This is a genomic window from Halopiger djelfimassiliensis (assembly GCF_000455365.1).
GTDB classification, from domain to species: Archaea; Halobacteriota; Halobacteria; order Halobacteriales; family Natrialbaceae; genus Halopiger_B; species Halopiger_B djelfimassiliensis.
In genome coordinates, this window is the sequence record NZ_HG315685.1 from 717794 (window position 1) to 735640 (window position 17847).

At 63.4% G+C, this 17847-nt stretch carries 15 protein-coding genes and 1 pseudogene; 9 read left to right on the plus strand and 7 right to left on the minus strand.

All coding sequences use genetic code 11. The features are described 5' to 3' along the window. Positions 1 to 179 (minus strand): annotated as a pseudogene (locus TX80_RS18615) (IS200/IS605 family transposase); the annotation flags it as partial. A 53-nt stretch (positions 180 to 232) separates the two neighbouring features. Between TX80_RS18615 and TX80_RS18620 the strand changes: the two are divergent. The 3 genes from TX80_RS18620 to TX80_RS09425 are packed head-to-tail and all read left to right on the plus strand — an operon-like array spanning position 233 to position 2287. Beyond that, the gene (locus TX80_RS18620; RefSeq protein WP_081661527.1) at positions 233 to 388 is read left to right on the plus strand and encodes a DUF2080 family transposase-associated protein; all 156 of its coding nucleotides are present in this window, start codon (positions 233 to 235) and stop codon (positions 386 to 388) included. Next, complete coding sequence (locus tag TX80_RS09420) at positions 385 to 1662, plus strand: RNA-guided endonuclease InsQ/TnpB family protein (RefSeq protein WP_049922848.1); 1278 nt, start codon at positions 385 to 387, stop codon at positions 1660 to 1662. The genes TX80_RS18620 and TX80_RS09420 overlap by 4 nt, the downstream gene beginning before the upstream one ends. Continuing rightward, the gene (locus TX80_RS09425) at positions 1637 to 2287 is read left to right on the plus strand and encodes a sporulation protein (protein ID WP_081661529.1); all 651 of its coding nucleotides are present in this window, start codon (positions 1637 to 1639) and stop codon (positions 2285 to 2287) included. Before TX80_RS09420 ends, TX80_RS09425 begins: the two co-directional genes overlap by 26 nt. A 48-nt stretch (positions 2288 to 2335) precedes the next feature. Here TX80_RS09425 and TX80_RS09430 read toward each other — a convergent pair whose 3' ends face one another. Beyond that, complete coding sequence (locus TX80_RS09430; RefSeq protein ID WP_049922849.1) at positions 2336 to 3790, minus strand: MATE family efflux transporter; 1455 nt, start codon at positions 3788 to 3790, stop codon at positions 2336 to 2338. A 122-nt stretch (positions 3791 to 3912) separates the two neighbouring features. Here TX80_RS09430 and mtnP point away from each other — a divergent pair, with 122 nt between their 5' ends. Beyond that, positions 3913 to 4773, plus strand: coding sequence for an S-methyl-5'-thioadenosine phosphorylase (mtnP, locus tag TX80_RS09435; RefSeq protein ID WP_049922850.1), 861 nt, complete (start codon positions 3913 to 3915; stop codon positions 4771 to 4773). A gap of 84 nt (positions 4774 to 4857) precedes the next feature. Here the strand turns inward: mtnP and TX80_RS09440 are convergent, their stop codons facing one another. Beyond that, complete coding sequence (locus TX80_RS09440; protein ID WP_049922851.1) at positions 4858 to 6177, minus strand: methyl-accepting chemotaxis protein; 1320 nt, start codon at positions 6175 to 6177, stop codon at positions 4858 to 4860. 294 nt (positions 6178 to 6471) lie between these two features. Between TX80_RS09440 and TX80_RS09445 the strand changes: the two genes are divergently transcribed. Continuing rightward, positions 6472 to 7689: an RNA-guided endonuclease InsQ/TnpB family protein gene (locus TX80_RS09445; protein WP_049922852.1), complete on the plus strand. Its 1218-nt coding sequence runs from the start codon at positions 6472 to 6474 to the stop codon at positions 7687 to 7689. Between the two features lie 63 nt (positions 7690 to 7752). On the opposite strand, the gene TX80_RS09450 is transcribed toward TX80_RS09445, so the two are convergent. Next, positions 7753 to 8235 (minus strand): hypothetical protein, encoded by a 483-nt coding sequence (locus TX80_RS09450; RefSeq protein ID WP_049922853.1) that lies wholly within the window; start codon positions 8233 to 8235, stop codon positions 7753 to 7755. Positions 8236 to 8380: 145 nt separating this feature from the next. On the opposite strand from TX80_RS09450, the gene TX80_RS09455 reads away from it, so the two are divergent. After that, positions 8381 to 8998, plus strand: coding sequence for a hypothetical protein (locus tag TX80_RS09455; protein ID WP_049922854.1), 618 nt, complete (start codon positions 8381 to 8383; stop codon positions 8996 to 8998). Between the two features lie 39 nt (positions 8999 to 9037). On the opposite strand, the gene TX80_RS09460 is transcribed toward TX80_RS09455, so the two are convergent. From TX80_RS09460 to TX80_RS09470, 3 genes are all read right to left on the minus strand, one after another. Beyond that, positions 9038 to 10171 (minus strand): segregation and condensation protein A, encoded by a 1134-nt coding sequence (locus tag TX80_RS09460; RefSeq protein ID WP_049922855.1) that lies wholly within the window; start codon positions 10169 to 10171, stop codon positions 9038 to 9040. Continuing rightward, positions 10164 to 13736 (minus strand): chromosome segregation protein SMC, encoded by a 3573-nt coding sequence (smc, locus tag TX80_RS09465; protein ID WP_049922856.1) that lies wholly within the window; start codon positions 13734 to 13736, stop codon positions 10164 to 10166. Before smc ends, TX80_RS09460 begins: the two co-directional genes overlap by 8 nt. Before the next feature lie 95 nt (positions 13737 to 13831). Continuing rightward, positions 13832 to 14158: a DUF7518 family protein gene (locus TX80_RS09470; RefSeq protein WP_049922857.1), complete on the minus strand. Its 327-nt coding sequence runs from the start codon at positions 14156 to 14158 to the stop codon at positions 13832 to 13834. A 182-nt stretch (positions 14159 to 14340) separates the two neighbouring features. Between TX80_RS09470 and TX80_RS09475 the strand changes: the two genes are divergently transcribed. The 3 genes from TX80_RS09475 to TX80_RS09485 all read left to right on the plus strand — a co-directional run bounded on the left by TX80_RS09475 (position 14341) and on the right by TX80_RS09485 (position 17847). After that, positions 14341 to 15669: an ABC transporter substrate-binding protein gene (locus TX80_RS09475; protein ID WP_049922858.1), complete on the plus strand. Its 1329-nt coding sequence runs from the start codon at positions 14341 to 14343 to the stop codon at positions 15667 to 15669. 103 nt (positions 15670 to 15772) lie between these two features. After that, on the plus strand, positions 15773 to 16708 hold the full coding sequence (locus TX80_RS09480) for a branched-chain amino acid ABC transporter permease (protein WP_049922859.1): 936 nt from the start codon (positions 15773 to 15775) through the stop codon (positions 16706 to 16708). Next, entirely contained in the window at positions 16705 to 17847 is a 1143-nt protein-coding gene (locus TX80_RS09485; RefSeq protein WP_049922860.1) for a branched-chain amino acid ABC transporter permease, read from the plus strand. The genes TX80_RS09480 and TX80_RS09485 overlap by 4 nt, the downstream gene beginning before the upstream one ends.

The window sequence follows — 17847 nt, forward strand, 5'->3', positions numbered from 1 at the left end:
CACACGTCGCGGAAAATCGCTTCCAGCGAGTCATCGATTGGTTCGAGAATCGCGTGGCGGTACTAAGCGGGATCGAAGATCCCGCGAGGTACGCAAAGCTTCGCTTTGCTTGATTTCGGACACCACACGAAGTGGTAGTTGACGTTGTACACCGTGTGGTCCGACCGCTTCTCACCCATATTGGAGACACGTGACCGACACAGTTAAGTATATACAAAGGATATACTTCAGTATGGCGAACCGCTTTGAAATCGACGGCGAAGAAGTCCTCGACGGTGAGGTCAAGCCGTTCGGGAACAGCGCCCACGTCACCGTCCCAAAACGCTGGCGTGGCGCGGACGTGAAAGTCATCCGAACCTCGGAACCCACCGAACAAGACGAAGAATGACCGACGCACAGGCTCTCGTCAAGACGCTGGGTTTCCAACTCGACATCCAGAGTGACAACGAGAACCTGCTGTACAACGCCACCCTTGAAGCACGCTCGGTGTACAACGAAACCATCCGCCTCGCCAAACAAGGCGTGGACTGGGACGCCATCCCCGACCGCGTGGCTGACGACGCCGACCTCGTAAAAAACACGACTCAGCGCGTCGTCGCCAAAGCACTCGGCGCGATGGAGAACTACTACGAGTACGACGACTTCGGCCAACCAAGCCACATCAAGGACGGCGCGTACCCGCTTCGTGCGAACTACGAGGAAGGGTACAACCTGTCGCTCACCGACGACGGCGACGTGGCGTTCCGTATCAGCGCGAAACCGTACAAACACGTCACGGGCGTACTCGACGGCAACGACGCCCACCTCGACATTCTCAAGACTGCCCTCGAAAGTGACGAGTGGAAGATCGGGACGGCAGAAGCCCTGTTCCACGACGGGAACGCCGAGTTGCACGTCAATGTCACCAACACCGAGCAGACCGTCCGAGACAAGCACGACTCACGAACGGTCATCGGCGTGGACGTGAACGAAGACAACGTAGCCCTGACCGCACTCTCCAAGGCTGGTGTCGAGGACACGCTGGTCATCGACTTCCCCGAAATCAAGTTCGAGCGCCACCGCTACTTCACGATGCGAAAGCGCGTCCAGAACGCGGGGAAAGACAGCATCCACGACACGCTCGAAGGGCGTGAGGAACGGTTCGTCCGCGATAGACTCCACAAGGTGTCTCGACACATCGTGGAGTGGAGCCGTCAGTTCGAGAAACCGTGTATCGTCTTTGAAGACCTCAAAGAGATGCGGGACAGTATCGACTACGGCACCCGGATGAACCGACGCTTGCACCACCTCCCGTTCCACGCCCTTCAGTTCTATACGTCGTACAAGGCGGCGTTCGAGGGCATCCCAACCGCGTGGATTAACCCCGAGTACACGAGCCAACGGTGTCCGATGTGTGGGCATACGGAGCGTGCGAACCGCAACAAAAAGCGGTTCAAGTGTCGGGACTGTGGGCATCAAGACCACTCTGACCGTGGTGCAAGCGTCAATATCGCCGTGAAAGGCATCGAGAAGCATCAGGACTGGAATGTGCCTGCTCTCAACAGCCTTCCCCAAGTCAGGAAGGTGCGACGGCAGGCATCGGGGGCCGTGGACGCCCCGACCGTGACCCACGACACCGTTCGAGGGTATCAGACCAATGGTGTCGCGGGAGTGTCCGACTAATCCACGGGAAGCCTCGGGGTCAATCCCCGAGGCGGTTCACTTCGCGCTCGAGACACGATACGAGACCGACGAGAGCCGGCGAACGGCGACGATCGATTCGTTTCGCATCGCGGACTCGTTTACGATCGAGCCCGACGAGGATCGATCGTTTACCGTGTCGATCGACGTCCCGTATCACACGCCCGTCACGGCGGGGCGAACGGACGTCTGGATCGACACCGGCCTCGACATCGATTGGGCGGTCGACCCGGACGACCGCGACCCCGTCGAGATCGAACCCGATCCGCTCCGTCGGGAACTGTTCGACGCCCTCGAGTCGATCGGCTTTACCCTCCGAACGGCGACCTGCGAGGCCACGGAGTCGCTGTTCGCGGACCGACGGTTCGTCCAGGAACTCGAGTTCGTCCCCCGGTCGGGTCCGTTCGCCGGCGAACTGGACGAACTCGAGGTCGTGCCGCTGCCGGAGGGCGACGGCTTCGATCTGCTGCTCGAAGTGGATCGCCGCGGCGGCCTGCTGTCCGAACACTTCGACGCCGACGAGCGACACGATCAGGTGTCGCTCCGGCACGACAACGGCGATTCGCTCGAGGAACGGCTGCGAGCGACGATCGAACGGCACTGTTGATTCGATCGTCGCGGCCACCGCTTCACCGTACGATCGCGAGTCGAACCGCTAGTCGGTCGTCGGCTCGGCGTCGGCGGTCTCGGCCGCCCCTTCCGATATCCCGTCGGCGTCTTCGTCGACGATCGATTCCTTCCAGGTTCCGCGGGTAAACCACGATATGGCGGCGAGACAGCCGACGATATCGCCGACGATCACGCCGGTCCAGATCCCGGTCGTCCCCCACCCGGCGACGAAGATCAGATAGGAAGCAAGCGGGACGCGGACGACCCAGAGTCCGAGCACGGCGAACGCGAGCGCGGTTTTCGTGTTACCGGCTCCCCGGAACGCACCCTGAACGACCTGCAGGACGCCCATGAAGACGAACGCGACCGCGGCAAACCGGAGGTAGGTCACCCCGTAGTCGATCGTCGCCGCCCGGCCCGCCGTCTCCGCCGTGATGAACACCGAGACGAACGGCTCCGGAAAGAGGAACGCGAGTAGCCCGGCGACGAACATGATCGCCGCGATGGCCCCTGCCGCGATCCACACTGCCGTCGCTGCCCGGTCGGCCTTGCCGGCCCCGAGGTTCTGACCGACGATCGAGTCCGTCGCCTGTCCCATCCCCGCCGCCGGCAGGAACGCAAGCGAGATCAGGCGGTTCCCCAGCCCGTAGGCCGCGACGACTTCCCGGGGGAAGGTCACGACGATCGCCGTCATCGCGACCAGCGCAAGCGCCGTCATCGACTGCTCGAGGGCCGTCGGGACGCCCAGTCGCGTGATTTCGATGGCGTACTCGAGTCGCGGCCGGAGGTGTTCCGGACGGATCGCTGGACCGACGCCGGTGTAGTACAGCAGGTAGAAGCCGATCCCCGTCGCGATCCCACGGGAGATGACGGTCGCGACCGCAGCACCCGCGACCTCGAGTTGCGGCAGCGGGCCGACGCCGAAGATGAGCAAGGGATCGATGAGGAGGTTGATGACGACGCTGACGAACATCACCCGCATCGGCGCGCGGGTGTTGCCGTAGCCACGCATCAGCGCGACGAAGACGAAAAAGCCGAACACGAACGGCAGCCCGAGGAAGAACACCCGCAGGTAGTCGGCGGCGAGCGGGATGATCGCGGCGTCGGTGTCCGGGTTTGCCGGTAACGCCGCCAGCATCGGTTCGGTCGCGAAATAGCCGAGGATGCCGAGCCCGATCGCGACCAGCGAGACGAACGACAGGGTCTGGCCGGCGATCAGTCCGTCGTCGCCGCTCTCGGCACCGGTGTGTTGGGCGATCAGGATCGCCCCAGCGGTGGTGAAGCCGCCCCCGACCGCGATCAACAAGAACAGCAGGGGAAACGCGATGCTCACGGCACCAACGGCGTCGGACGAGAGCGCGCCGAGCCAGAAGGTATCACCCACGTTGTAGGCGACCTGCAACAGTTGGATGGCCACGAGCGGCCACGCCAACCTGAACATGGGCCGAACGAGCGATCCCTCCGTGAGATCACTCTCGTTCGACGCTCCGGCGGAGGACATACGCCCATAGTCTCACTCGGCCTACTTGATCGCTCGTGAGATGTGATATCGACAACCAATAATCCGGTCGCGGAACGGGACGAACCCGATCGTTTACGGTACTGCCTTCCCCACGTCCCCGCATGACCATCGGCGTCATCGGCGGGAGCGGTATCTACGAGGCACTGCCACTCGAGAACACCCGGACGGAATCGATCTCGACGCCGTACGGCGACCCGAGCGAGGCGGTTACGCTCGGCGAACTCGGCGGGAACGACGTCGCGTTTCTCCCGCGACACGGCGAAGACCACCAGCACACGCCTACCGACGCCCAGTACCGTGCGAACATCTACGCGCTCAAGTCGGTCGGCGTCGACCGGGTCATCGCCACGAACGCGGTCGGCAGCCTGCGCGAGGACCTGCCGCCCCGGACGCTCGTGGTCCCCGACCAGATCTTCGACCGCACCAAACACCGGTCGCCCACTTTCTTCGGCGACGGGATGGTCGTCCACATGGGCTTTGCAAACCCGTACTGTCCCGCGATGGTCGATCACCTCGCGACCGCGGCCGCGGAAGCCACCGACGACGACACGAAGACCGAGAACGGTGGCACCTACGTCTGCATCGAAGGCCCTCAGTACTCCACCCGGGCCGAAAGCGAGTTCTACCGCGAGCAGGGCTGGGACGTCGTCGGCATGACGGCCATTCCGGAGGCCAAACTCGCCCGCGAGGCCGAACTGAGCTACGCCACCGTCGCCGGCGTCACCGACTACGACGTCTGGAAGGCGGACAACGAGGTCACCCTTCAGGAAGTGCTCGAGAACGCCGAAGCGAACCAGGAAGCGATCAATCGGGTCATCGAACGCGCCATCCGAACGATGCCCGAGGACTTCCACAGCGAGGCCTGGTCCGCCCTCGAGGGAACGATCAACACGCCCCGGGAGGCGATCCCCGAGGAGACGCTCGAGCGCGTCGATCTGCTGGCTGGCGACTACCTCGACTAACGGATTCCGAAACACCGAAACGGGCCGCTCGGGTCGAAACGGCTCGACTGCTGCTTGCCGCATCCGTGACTCGTGGCGGGAGTGTTAGTCGAGAACGTCGTCGATGTCCCGCTCGAGGGCCTCGATACTCGTTTCGATGTTTTCGACCATCGTCGCCTGTTGTTCGGTTGCGGCGGCGATATTCTGTATTGACCCCGCGACCGCTTCCCCGCGTTCGGCGACCGAATCGACCATCGTCGCGATCTCTTCCGCGCTCGCGGCCTGTTCGTCGGTCGCAGTGGCGATCTCGGAGATTCCCTCGTCGGTATCCTCGATGGCAGCGAGGATCGCCCGCTGATTCTCCACAACGGTTTCGATATCGGAGACGACGTTCCCGATCGCTTCGTTCGTCGTCTCCACGTTGTCGACCGTCTCGAGCGTGGTTTCGCGGACCTCCCTGATGATCCGCTCGATCTCGTCGGCGCGCTCTTTCGACTGTTCGGCGAGGCTTTTGATCTCGTTCGCGACGACCGCAAACCCGTCGCTTGATGCATCGCTGTGGGCCGCCTCGATGTTGGCGTTGAGTGCCAGCAGGTTGGTTTGATCGGCGATATCGTCGATGACCTCGACGATGTCGTCGATCTCGTCGATTCGCTCGGCTAGCTCGGTCGCATCCGTCGCGACGCTGTCTGCCTCCGTTGCGACATCGTCCATCGCCTCGAGGGTCTCCTGTGCCGTCTCGACCGACTCCTCGGAGAGGGATCGCGCCTGTTCGCTCTGACTGCTGACTTCCTCCGCGCTGGATGCGATCTCCTCGACGGTCGCGCTGAACGTCGACACTTCGTCCTGAACGTCAGCGAGACTCTCGGATTGTTCCTCCGCGAGGTCGCCGATTTCCCGTGAGCTCTCGGCGACCTCCGTCGTCGACTCGTGGAGTTCCCCGACCGCGCTTTCGACCTCGTCGCTCATCTGCTCTTGGAGGTGTTGGATCCGATGCCGCTGTTCGATGAGTTCCGTCACTCGCATCAGGACCTCGACGGCTCCGACGACGTCGCCGTCCGGCGTCGTGATCGGAATCCCCAGTGCTCGAGCGTGGCTTAGTTCTCCCCCGGCCGTTTCCGCGGACCGGATTTCGTCCTCGCGGATGACCCGTCCGGTCCGGATGACTTCCTCGGCGAGCGTTTCATCCTGACCCTCGGTTCCGAAGACATCGTACGCGTGTTGACCGACGACCTGCTCCGCCGGGTAGCCGGTGAGGCGTTCCGCACCGTCGTTCCAGTCCGTGATGTGACCTGACTCGTCGACGATGAACGCCGGCTCGGGGAACGTCTCGATGAGTGACGTGAACGCGTGCCGCCAGAATGCCGTTGCGTCCGTCTCCGTCTCGGGTTCGATATCGTGTGTCGTTCGTGTCCCGGTCTCCATGCTCTCCGTTACGGAATCCAACCCGGATCCCTTATAGCCGTTGGCGGAAACGAGCAGCTCACGGTCCCATCTCCGTCTCGAGGACGCAGCATATCGAGAACGCGACCGTCTCACACGTGCCGGTCCGCTTGCCGACGACTCGCTCCGCGGTGGGTGGTTTCACAGGCGGTACGAGGCGGATGCCCCGACCCTTGAGATCGGGGAGGAAGCCGACACCAGATGACACAAACCACGCTACGATGGCAGGCCGACTCCCAAATATATAAGTAACGCTGACAGTATCTGTGAAAAAAGGTGGAATACCGTCGTACCGCCGTCATCAAACTCAACACTCCCGAAGGAGCCGACGACTCCCTTCGAGAGACAGTCGAGCAGTTCAAACACTGTGCCAACACCGCGAGCGAATGGTGCTGGCACGGCGACGACGGATACCACGTCACCTCGAAAGCCAAAGCCGAACGTGCCCTCTACGACCGACTCCGCGACGAAACCGACCTTACCGCGAATCTCGTCCAGAAAGGGATTCGTAGGGCGGTCGAGGCCATCAAAAGCGGAGTCTCGCGTCTCGAACGTGGCGAGAACACGTCGCAACCACACTTTTCTGCCGACAGCGCAGTCTACGACAAACGGAGTGCGACGTTCCACCGCGACCACGTTTCCCTTTCGACCGTAGACGGGCGCGTTGAGTGCGATTACATCCTTCCCGACGACTCGGAGACACCGCCGACCAAATACATCTCCGACGAGGACTTCGAGTTTCGGATGGCACACTTGCAGTACCGCGACGGTGACTGGTATCTCCACGCCTCGATGCGGAAGGGCGAAGCAGACGAGGAAACGTCTGAATCCGAATCCAAGTACAGAACAGTCCTTGGTGTGGATTTGGGCATGAACAACCTCGCCGTTGCTTCGACGGGGCGATTCTGGTCGGCTGACGAGTTCAACCATTGGCGACGAGAGTACGAGAAGCGTCGTGCCTCGCTTCAGCAATGTGGCTCTCGCCACGCCCACGAAAACATCGAGTCAGTCAGACAGAACGAGTATGGACGCTTCGAGATACACCTGCACACGGTGGCGAACGAACTCATCGAGGAGGCCGTCGAGAACGACTGTTCGCATATCGTGTTTGAGGACTTGACCCACATTCGGGAGAATATCCCCGAGGCGACGTGGCAACACGTCTGGACGTTCCGACGCCTCTACGAGTACGTTGAATACAAAGCCAAAGAACACGGTATCGAAGCCGTACAGATTGATCCCCGCAACACGTCGAAGCGTTGCTCGACGTGTGGGTTTACCCACGACGATAACCGTAACGGGGAGTCGTTCGAATGTCAGCAGTGTGGGTATGAGAACCACGCCGACTACAACGCCTCAAAAAACATCGGTTTGCAGTATCTCCGTCGTCGGCAAAACGCAGACGATGGAGGCGCACCCGTAGATGTGCGCTTGAATCGCGGGACGCTGAACGTGAGTGGGGAGTACGTACCCCCTGCCTCTGTTGAGGCATAGAACGGGAGTCCACGCGAAAGCCTCGGGGCTTGACCCCGAGGCGATTTACAGCGGATTCGAAAGTTACGATCGTTCCGACTCGAGGTCGAACCGGTCGTCTTCCGTCGATTCGGTGGCGTCGTCACTTCCGTTCATCCAGTCGCGCGGACTGACCGAACACTGTTCGCAGTAGACGTTCTCACCGGACTCGAGGACTGCGATCGTACTCCCGAACAGGACACGCCGGCGCTCGTAACGGCGGTACTCACCGCCGGCGGCCGAGCGCCCACACTCGTCGCAGTCGACGCCATCGGATTCGACGCGGCCGGTCCGAACCTCACGTTTGGTGCCGATCGTGTACACCGGGTCCGTCGCCGCGTTTGCCGCCTGCCAGCAGACGACGAATCCGAACACCAACAGGAGAACGCCGACCCACCAGTAGCCCAGCCACACCGGCACGTAAAACAGCGAGACGAGGATCCAGCCCCAAAACAGCGTGAAACCGACGTGATCCGCGACCCGCCGAAGTCCGCGAGCGACGCTCGGGCGGGGGTTCGGTCGTGTCATTCGTTCGAGTACTCTTTCGAGCGGGGGATAACCTTTTCGTCCGGCCGTTTCCGCTCGGTACGACGACTGGAACGGGGACAACAGTCACGATATTCCGGATATTACTGTAGAAACACTAACTATACTCCTGCTCGAGTATCCGAGTATGTCACAACGGACGACGCGACCTCCGCGACAGCCCGACGACGATCGACCCAGTGTCGCCCCCGGCGTCGGCAGACGACGCGTCCTTCACGGCGGCGTCGCCGCGGTGGGGCTCGCTCTGGCCGGCTGTCTGGACCGCAGTTCCCCCGGCAGTGACGACGGCGACGACCCGGACCGAGAGCGGACCGCCGAGTCGGCCGACGGCAACGATCGTGACTCACTCGAGTCCGAACTAACCGCGGTGATCGACGCCTATCTCGAGGCGGCCGCGGACGAGGATCTGGACGCGATCGACGACGTTACCCACAGCCTGAATCCCCTCAATCCGGCCGACTTGGTAGAAAACGGCTGGGAGTTTCGGGGCGGCGACGGTGACGCTGCCGGGGAGTACGACGCCACGGTCGTCACCGAAGACGGCTCGGTCGACGATATTCTCGAACTCGAGGGCGCGAAGGGCTGGTTTTCGGAGACGGATCTCGAAGCCGAAATCGGCGACGAGAAGATCGCGGTGGTCGAACTCGACGGCGACGACGAAACGATCGTCCACCGCGAGCACTACCTCCCCGACTCCGACGACGAAACTAGCGCTGCCGCCGGCGCGAACTCCGACACCGAATAGTTCCCGATAGCGGGCCCGAACGTCCCGAAAACGCGGCGATCAATCCGCGATCGCCTCTTCCGGTTCCGCGTCGAGCGTCGCCCGCTGGACCCAGAGGTCGCCGAACAGTTCGTCCTGCTCGAGCGCGATCCGGCCGCGATGGGCGAGGAACAACAGCGCCAGATACGTCATCACGCGCGAGCCGCCGGCGTCGTCGATCTCGGCGTACAGCACCTCGTCGCGGCCGTTCTCGTAGTGCTCGTCTAGGACGGTTTCGACGTCGTCGATGACCGTCTCGATGTCCTCCTCGTGGGTCGTGTGCGTGACGTCGTCGCTGGTCGGTTCGTCGTCGACGCGGAACTGGTCCTCGGCGTGGTAGCTCAACTCCTGCACGCCCCGATCGTAGCCCCTCGGGGAGTCGCTCGTGTCGTAGCTGCGGGATTCCTTCCACCAGCTATCGCGCTCGGCGCTGCGGAGTTCGCGTACCAGTTCGTCCAGCGTCTCGGGCTTGCCGCGGGCGTGTTTGCGCTCGAGTCGGCGTTCCATCTCGGCCTCGAGGCTCTCGACGGGATCGAACCCCGGCGGATGGTCGCCGTCACCCTCGGCTCCCGCCCCGCCGTCAACCGCTCCCTCGTCGGCAAACGGCGCTTCCCACGGCGGTAGTTCTTCCTCTTCGGGTTCGTCCACCGCGAACAGCTCGTCGCTTTTCATCCGCAACAGGACGCTCGCGTAAAACAGCGCTCGACCCGACGTTCGCAGGTCCACGTCGTCGAGCGCCTCGAGGAACTTGTCGGTGACCCGGACGACGTCGATATCCCAGGGGTCGATCTCGCCGTCTTTCGCGAGCTGGACGAGGAGTTCGACGGGTTCGACCTCCTCGTCGCCGATTTCCTCCTCGTCACCGTCGCCCTCGCCCTCCGCGTCGGTCCCGGCGGCGGCCTCCGAGTCCGAAAACTCGAGGACCGTCTCCGCCTCCGTGCGGTCGGCTCCGTCGCTCGACCGCGAGTCGTCTCCGGGCCGTTCGCGGTCCTCGTGGCCGGCGATGTTCAGCGGGATGTCGTCGCCGCCGTCGGCTCGAACCTCGCGGTAGAAGTCGTCGCGATCCCGCGTATCGTCGTCACCGTCGGCTCGAGGGTCGTGTTCTTTGTCGCCCGACCGGCGGGGAACGCGTGACGGTCGCTCCTCGCTAGTCATCGGCCGGCACCTCCTCGCTGCTCAGGTCGATCCCGGTCACCGCGCTCACGTTGTCCTGTTGCATCGTGACGCCGATCGCCCGCTGGGAGCGATCGAGCATCGCCGAGCGGTGCGAGACGACGACGAACTGGGCCTCCTCCGCGAGCTCTTCGACCATCTCGCCGATCCGTTCGGCGTTGACGGCGTCGAGGAAGGCGTCGACCTCGTCTAACGCGTAGAACGGGGCCGGATTGTGTCGCTGGATCGCGAAGATAAACGCAAGCGCCGTCAACGACTTCTCGCCGCCGGACATCGCGTCCAGCCGCTGGATCGGCTTGTCTCCCGGCTGGGCTTTCATCGTCAGGCCGCCGTCGAACGGATCGTCTTCGTTCTCGAGATGGAGCGAGCCGGTCCCCTCCGAGAGCTGTTCGAAGATTTCGGTAAAGTGTGCGGAGATCGCCTCGTAGGCGTCCATGAACGTTTGCTTTTTCTGGGTTTCGTACTGCTCGATCCGGTCACGGATCCCCTCGGCTTCCTCCACGAGCGTCTCCTTGCCCGCCTCGAGTTCCTCGAGATCGCTCCGGACCTCGTCGTACTCGTCGATCGCGAGCATGTTCACGGGTTCCATCGCCTCCATATCGGCCTGCAGGAGGTCGATCATCTCGACGACAGTGTCGTGATCCGGCACGTCTTCGGGATCGTAGTCGCCGACCTCCGACTCGAGGCTCTCGATCTCCCACTCGAGATCGCTGATGCGCTCGCGTTTGTCCTCGAGTTTGCTCTCGACGGCGTTGACCCGATCCTGTTGCTGGTCGCGTTTCGTCCTGGCGTCGGCGAGTTCCGCTTTGAGGTCGCTGCGGTCGTCCTTGAGCGCCGCCAGCTCCTCTTCGAGTTCTTCGACGGCCTCGCGTTTCGACTCGAGTTCGGCCTCCTTCTCGTGGATCGTCGCCTCGCACTCCTCGATCTGCTCTTCGTGCTCGGCTTTGCGGTTTTGTGCGGCCTCGATCTCGTCGTGAAGGTCCTCGATGGCGTCTTCGGCGTACTCCTTCTCGAGTTCGAGTTCGTTGAGCGTGCCGTCGATCTCGTCGATCGCGTCCTCGCGTTCGTCGATTTCGGCCTCTAGCTCCTCGATCTGGGCGGTGAGTTCCGGGATCTTCGAGTCCTCGAGTTCGCCCTCGAGATCGTCGATGTCGGCTTCGATCTCCTCGATCGCGGCCGTCTGCTCGTCGATACGTTCGGCGATCTCGTTCATCCGTTCGTCGACCGACTCGCGTTCCTCGCGCAGTTCCTCGAGTTCGCGCTCGAGGCGCTCGATCTCGTTTTCGATCGACTCGCGCTTTTCCGCGAGGCTCTCGATCTCGCTTTCGATCGAGCGGACCTCGTCGGCGGCGTCGGTCTTGCGGTCGCGGGCGTCGTCGAGCCGTTGCTCGACGTCCCGCAGATCCTCGCGCAGGGAGTCGCGCTCTTCCTGTAACTCGGTGATCTGTTTGGCGACGCGCTCGAGTTGGCCCTCGCCGCCGCCGGTAAAGGAGTACCGCGAGCCGCTGCCGGAGCCGCCGGTCATCGCGCCGCTTTTCTCGACGAGGTCGCCGTCCAGCGTGACCATCCGGTAGTCGCCCATGTACGAGCGGGCGGTCTCGATGTCCTCGACGACGAGCGTATCGCCGAGGACGTAGGAGAAGACCCCGGCGTACTGGTCGTCGAAGTCGACGAGGTTGTACGCGAAGTCGACGACGCCGGGATCGCTGGGCGCGTTGGGGAGCCGCCGCCGGCTCATATCGGTAAGCGGCAGGAACGTCGCCCGGCCCGCGTTCCGGGATTTGAGGTGTTCGATACACTGCTGGCCGACCACGTCGTCGTCGACGACCACGTTCGCGAGCCGGCCGCCCGCGGCGGTCTCACAGGCGACGGCGTACTCGCCCGCCACGGTACCCAGTTGGGCGACCGCGCCGTGGACGCCGTCGATCCCCGAGTTGAGGATGGTCGTCACCGCGCGACCGAACGAGGAGTCGCCGCTTTCGCCGGCGTTGGCCTCGAGTTCGGCGTACTCCTGCTGTTTCGCCTGGATCTCGTCGTCCAGCTCGTCGATATCGGACTGGACGCGTCGTTTCTCGGCTTTGAGGTCGTCGACGACGTCGGCGATGTTCTCGCGGTTTCGCCGTGCCTTCTCGAGTTCCCGCTCGAGGTCGCTGCGCCTGCGCTCGAGTTCGGGGAGTTCGTCGCGTTTCTCCTCGATCGTCGCCTCCGTCTCGCTGATCGCGTTCGAGCGCCGGCGGGCCTCATCGAGCAGCCGGTCCTGCTCGCGCTGGAGGTCGTTTTTCTCGGTTTTGGCCGCTTCGAGGTCGTCCTTTCGCTCGGCCAGCTCCTCCTTGAGTTCGTCGAACTCGGTGTCGACGGCCTCGATTTCGGCCTCGAGCGCTTCGCGCTCGGTCTCCCGTTCCTGAATTTCGCTTTTGAGCGAGGCCTTCTCGAGTTTGTGCTCGCGCATCTCGTCCTCGAGGTCCTCGATCTGTTCCTGCTTGCGGTCGATCTGAACGAAGGCCTCGCGTCGATCGGACTCGGCGTCTTCGATCTGCGTTTCGCTGGCCTCGATCCTGTCCTCGAGTCGCGAGATATCGCCTTTGATCTCCTCGATTTCGCTTTTGATCCGGAGCTGTTCGTCCTCGCCCTTGCGTTCGATCTCGGCGTTGATGTCCTCGAGATCCTCCTGCAGGCGGACGACTTTCCCCTGGCGCTCGTCGAGTTCCCGCTGGAGTTCCTGCAGTTCGGACTCGAGTTCGCCGGCCGTCGTTTCGGCCGCGGCTAACGCCTCGCGTTTCTCCTCGAGTTCGCTGGCCTTCTTGTAGCCCTCGTACTCCTCTTTTTCCCGGCGAAGCCGACGATAGCGGAGGGCCGTCTGTCGTTCGTCCTCGAGTTGGGCGAGTCGGTCGCGTTTCTCCTCGATGCGGAGTTCGGCCTCGTCGATCCGCTCCTCGACGACCTCGAGTTCCTCGAAGGCGTCTTCCTTCTTGGCGTCGAACTCCGCGACGCCCGCGATTTCGTCGATGATCTCCCGGCGGGCGTGGGGCGTCATGTTGATGATCTCGGTGACGTCGCCCTGCATGACGACGTTGTACCCCTCCGGGGTGACGCCGGCCTGGGCCAGCAGGTCCTGAATGTCCGAGAGGTTGACCGAGCGGTCGTTCAGATAGTAGTAGGAGTAGTAGTTGTCTTCGGTTTCCTTGACGCGCCGGCGGATCCGTATCTCGTCGATGTCCCCGACGTCCTCGCTGCCGGCGGCGTTGACGACCTGCGAGCGGTCGAGGGTTCGGTCGGCGTTGTCGAGAATGACCTCGACGGTAGCCTCCCGCGGCCCGCCGGAACTGGTGCCGTCCTCGTGACCGGGGTTGTAGATGAGATCGGTCAATTTCTCCGCGCGGATGCCGCGGGTTCGGGCGAGTCCGAGCGCGAAGAGAACGGCGTCGATGATGTTCGACTTGCCGGAGCCGTTCGGGCCGGTGACGACCGTAAAGTCCTCGTAGAACGGGATCTTCGTCTTCCGACCGAAGCTCTTGAAGTTATCCAGAACGACTGCCTTGATGTACATTCTCTTCTCGAGGCCTCCGTACGTCCGTCGAATCGCCGACGCCGCGCCCGCGGGGCGAACGGTTCGCCGGTCGGGACCGCGGCGTCGCCGTGCGGTTATGCGACAATAATGTCGTCGCTACCTGAGTCTTCCGCTTCGTCGCCGGCCGCGGCGTCCTGCCCGTCGACCTCGACGTCGGCGTCGGCCGCGGCTTCCGCGACTTCGTCGGGTGCCGCTTCCGGTGGTTCGTTCTCGTCCGTCGTTTCCGTTCCGGCCTCTTCGTTTCGCCGATCCGGCACGCGCGTCGGCGTGTCGGCGTCGAGTTCGGCCTCGAGGACCCGGATTCGCTCCTTCGCTTCGATGAGCTCGCTCGTCAGTCCCTCTACCGTCGACTCGAGTTCCGACACCGTCGATTCGAGCTGCTCGACGCGGTTGTTCGACATACGTCCTAGGGACCGTTCTGTCTACATAAACGTACGTCAGACACAACTAATCGTTCTGGCAAGTAGCGCGGTCGCGTTGCCCCCGGAATTGCACGGCGTTAACATGTACACGTCCGGCTACTTTGTGTGCTACAGCATACCACATGTGTGGCGAACAGGCCACTGGATGGTGCATTCGCGCTATGAGTACCGACCCGACCGCAGGCACCGACTCAGGGGGATTGGATCGGCGAACACTGCTGGCGGCCACCGGTGGCTCGGCGGTCGCCGTCGCGCTCGCCGGCTGTGCGGAACTGTTACAGGACGAGGACGACGCGGCCGGCGACGCCGACGTTCCCGACGAACCGATCGACGCTGGCTTACAGACGTTTACCGAAGGAGCACCGGCGGTACTGGGCGTTCAGGCCCAGTACGGTGCCGAGACGGCGGTCCGTCGAATCAACGAGAACGGCGGCGTCGCCGGCCGCGAGATCGATCTCGAGGTCGTCAACGAGGGCGAGGAACACCTCGACAACTACCGGCAGTTCGTCGACCGGGGCAAGGACGTTACGTTCGGGCCGATCTCCAGCGGCGGTCACGAGGAGATGGTCCCCGAAATCGAGGATCAGGGGGTCGTCAACGTCGCGACCGACGGCACGGTGACGACGCTGTACGAGGAGGAGTTCACGGACGTGACCTACTCGTTTCGCTTCCAGAACCACGACGTGATGGAGGCGCTGGCGGCCGTCACGCAGGCGGTCGAGCTCCTCGGTGAAGACGAGATCAACACGTACGCCGGCATCAACCCGAACTACGCGTTCGGTCAGGACGAGATGGACCTCTTTTCGCTCGGGATCGAACGGATGACCGGTGCCGACGAGGTCTACAGCGGTTTCCCCGAGCTCGGAACCGACGACATGTCCGCCCACATCACCGAAGTCAACAGCGAATCGCCCGACGTCGTCTTCTCGAGCGCGTGGGGCGGGGACGCGACGCTGTTGCTCGAGCAGGCACAGGCGAACAACCTGTTCGACAATACAGCGGCACTGGTCGGGACGGTCCTCTACGGGTCGGCAAACGACATGAGCGAGGACCTCGTTCAGGGGCCGATCTACTCCGGATCGCGAAACTTCTACTGGGACCAGCCACCCACCGATCGGTGGTCCCCCGCTGCGGAGTTACTCGAGGAAGTCCGGTCCGAGTACGGCGTCGTCCCGACGGCACACTTCATGAGCGGCTACGGTGCCGTTACGGCGTGGGCGACGGCCGCCGAGCGGGCCGTCGGGCTTCTCGGCCGCTGGCCGGAACAGGACGAGATCGCGGCGACGCTCGAGAATCACGGCTTTTTCACGCCGGCCGGCTACCACATGATCGGTCCGGATCATCAGGGCTATTCGAACGCCCACTTCGGCGAACTGTCCTGGTCGAACGAGTTCGACGCCGCGGTCCTCGAATCCGTCGAAGCGTTCGCCCCCCAACAGGTATCGCCGCCGCCGGCCGAAACATCCCGCGACTGGATCCGGGGGTGGTGAGCATCTCCGCCTCCAGACACGACACCACGTCGGTCGCCCGGCAGCGGCGTGACCGACACCCGAGTACAGCAGCCGACATCGAACCGCGGACGCCACCATAACCATGCTCGATTCGCTATGGATTCACGTCCTCAACGGCCTCTACTACGGCTGTATCCTGTTTATGATCGCGTCGGGACTGACGATCATCTTCGGCGTGCTGGGCGTGCTCAACCTCGCCCACGGCGAACTGTACGCCCTTGGGGCGTTCGTCGTCTTCAGCGTCGTCGGCTACCTGTCCGGTCTCGTCGCCGAACCGACCGGGACGCTCACGGCGGTCCTTTTCGGACTCGTCGTGCTCGCCGGCGCGCTCGCGGCCGCCGCCGTCCTGGTTCCGGTCGGGGCCGCCATCGAGACGGCCTTCGTCAGGCGAATTTACGACCGCGACGAGGTCTACCAGCTCCTGTTGACCTACGCGTTGTTGTTGCTGTTCGTCGACGTCATGAAGTTCGTCTGGGGGGACCACGAGCCGGCCCGAACTGGCGTCTTTCGCGAACTCAACGCGATTCCGACGACGGAACTCGTCGGGATCGACTACCCCTCGTACAACGTCATCGTAATCGTCGTCGGACTGGCGGTATTCGGCTGGCTCGTCTGGTTCTTCGACCGGACGAAGACCGGCCGTATCGTGCGCGCAACCGCCATCAACCGCGAGATGGCGACCGCGATCGGCGTCAGCACCGACCGCCTGTTTACGCTCGTGTTCGCGCTGGGGGCGTTTTTCGCCGGCTTCGGCGGTGCGATGGTCAGCATCGGCCCCAGCTCGGCCTACCTCGAGATGGGGCTGGATCCGCTGGTGCTCTCGTTCGTCGTGATCGTCATCGGCGGCCTCGGCAGTCTGAAAGGGGCGTTCGTGGGTGCGCTTCTGGTCGGCGTTACCAGCCGGGTCGTGACGCCGTACTACCCGCAACTCGAGCTGGCGGCCCCGTTTATCCTGATGGTGCTCGTCTTGCTGGTCAACCCCGAAGGGCTCTACGGGACGTGGGGTGAGATCGAATGAGCCGGTTCTTCGTCGAACGCGACGGCGAAACCCACGTTCGGCTGATGGACGGGATGGTCCTCTCCCGGAATCGAGCGGTCCTTGCGGCCGTCGGACTCGTCGCTCTCCTTGCGGTGCCCGACATCGCTCGAGTGACGCCGCTTTCGTTTGCGACGTTCCATCAGGGGATCCTGTTCGGGCTCGCCGCGGTCGGACTGAACCTGCTGTTGCGCCACACCCAACTCGTCTCGTTCGGCCACGCGGCGTTTTTCGGTGCCGGTGCCTATGCGACCGCGGTGCTTGCCTCCCACTACGACGTCTCGAGCGGCTTCGTGTTGCTTCTCGGGGCCGTCGTCGTGGCGACGGCGATCGCGCTTTTGGTCGGCTACTTCGTCGCGGGCTATCTCGACATCTACTTCGCGCTGTTGACGCTCGCGTTCAACCAGGTTCTGTTCGCGTTCGTCATACAGAGCGCCTACTTCAACTACAGCGACGGGCTTCGCGTCCGTCCCGACGGCCTGAACCCGCCGACGCTGTTCGGGCTCGAGTTGGGGACGACGGCGTACGATATCGTCCTGTACTACGTCACGGTCGGGCTCGTGATCGTCTCCCTGCTGGCGATGTGGCGGCTCGTCAACTCGCCGTTCGGCCGGGCGCTGGACGCGATCGGTCAGAACCGAACGCGGGCCAGGTTCATCGGGATTCCCGTCGAGAAGTACGTCTGGATCGCGGTGACGATCTCGGGACTGTACGGCGGCCTCGCCGGCGGCCTGTTCGGATTGCTTCAGCTTCACGTGCGGCCGGAGCCGACGCTGTACGTCTTCGTCTCCGGCGAGATCCTGTTCATGGCGATCCTCGGCGGCGTCAACACCCTCGTCGGTCCGATCGTGGGCGGGATCGTCCTCGTGTACCTGCTGAACCTCTCGCGGTTCTACGTCGAGTACGACCACGCGCTCACCGGGATCGTGTTGCTCGCCGTCGTCGTCTTCCTGCCACAGGGAATCCTCGGATCGGTGCCGAAGATCGGGGCCGGACTCGAGCGACGCCGGAACGATCCCAGCCTCGTCCGACGGGACGTCAGCGCCGTCGTCTCGTCGATCCGACGGGGAGCGTCTCGCGCGATAACCACCGCTCGAATCATCCTCTTCGGAGTGAACTGA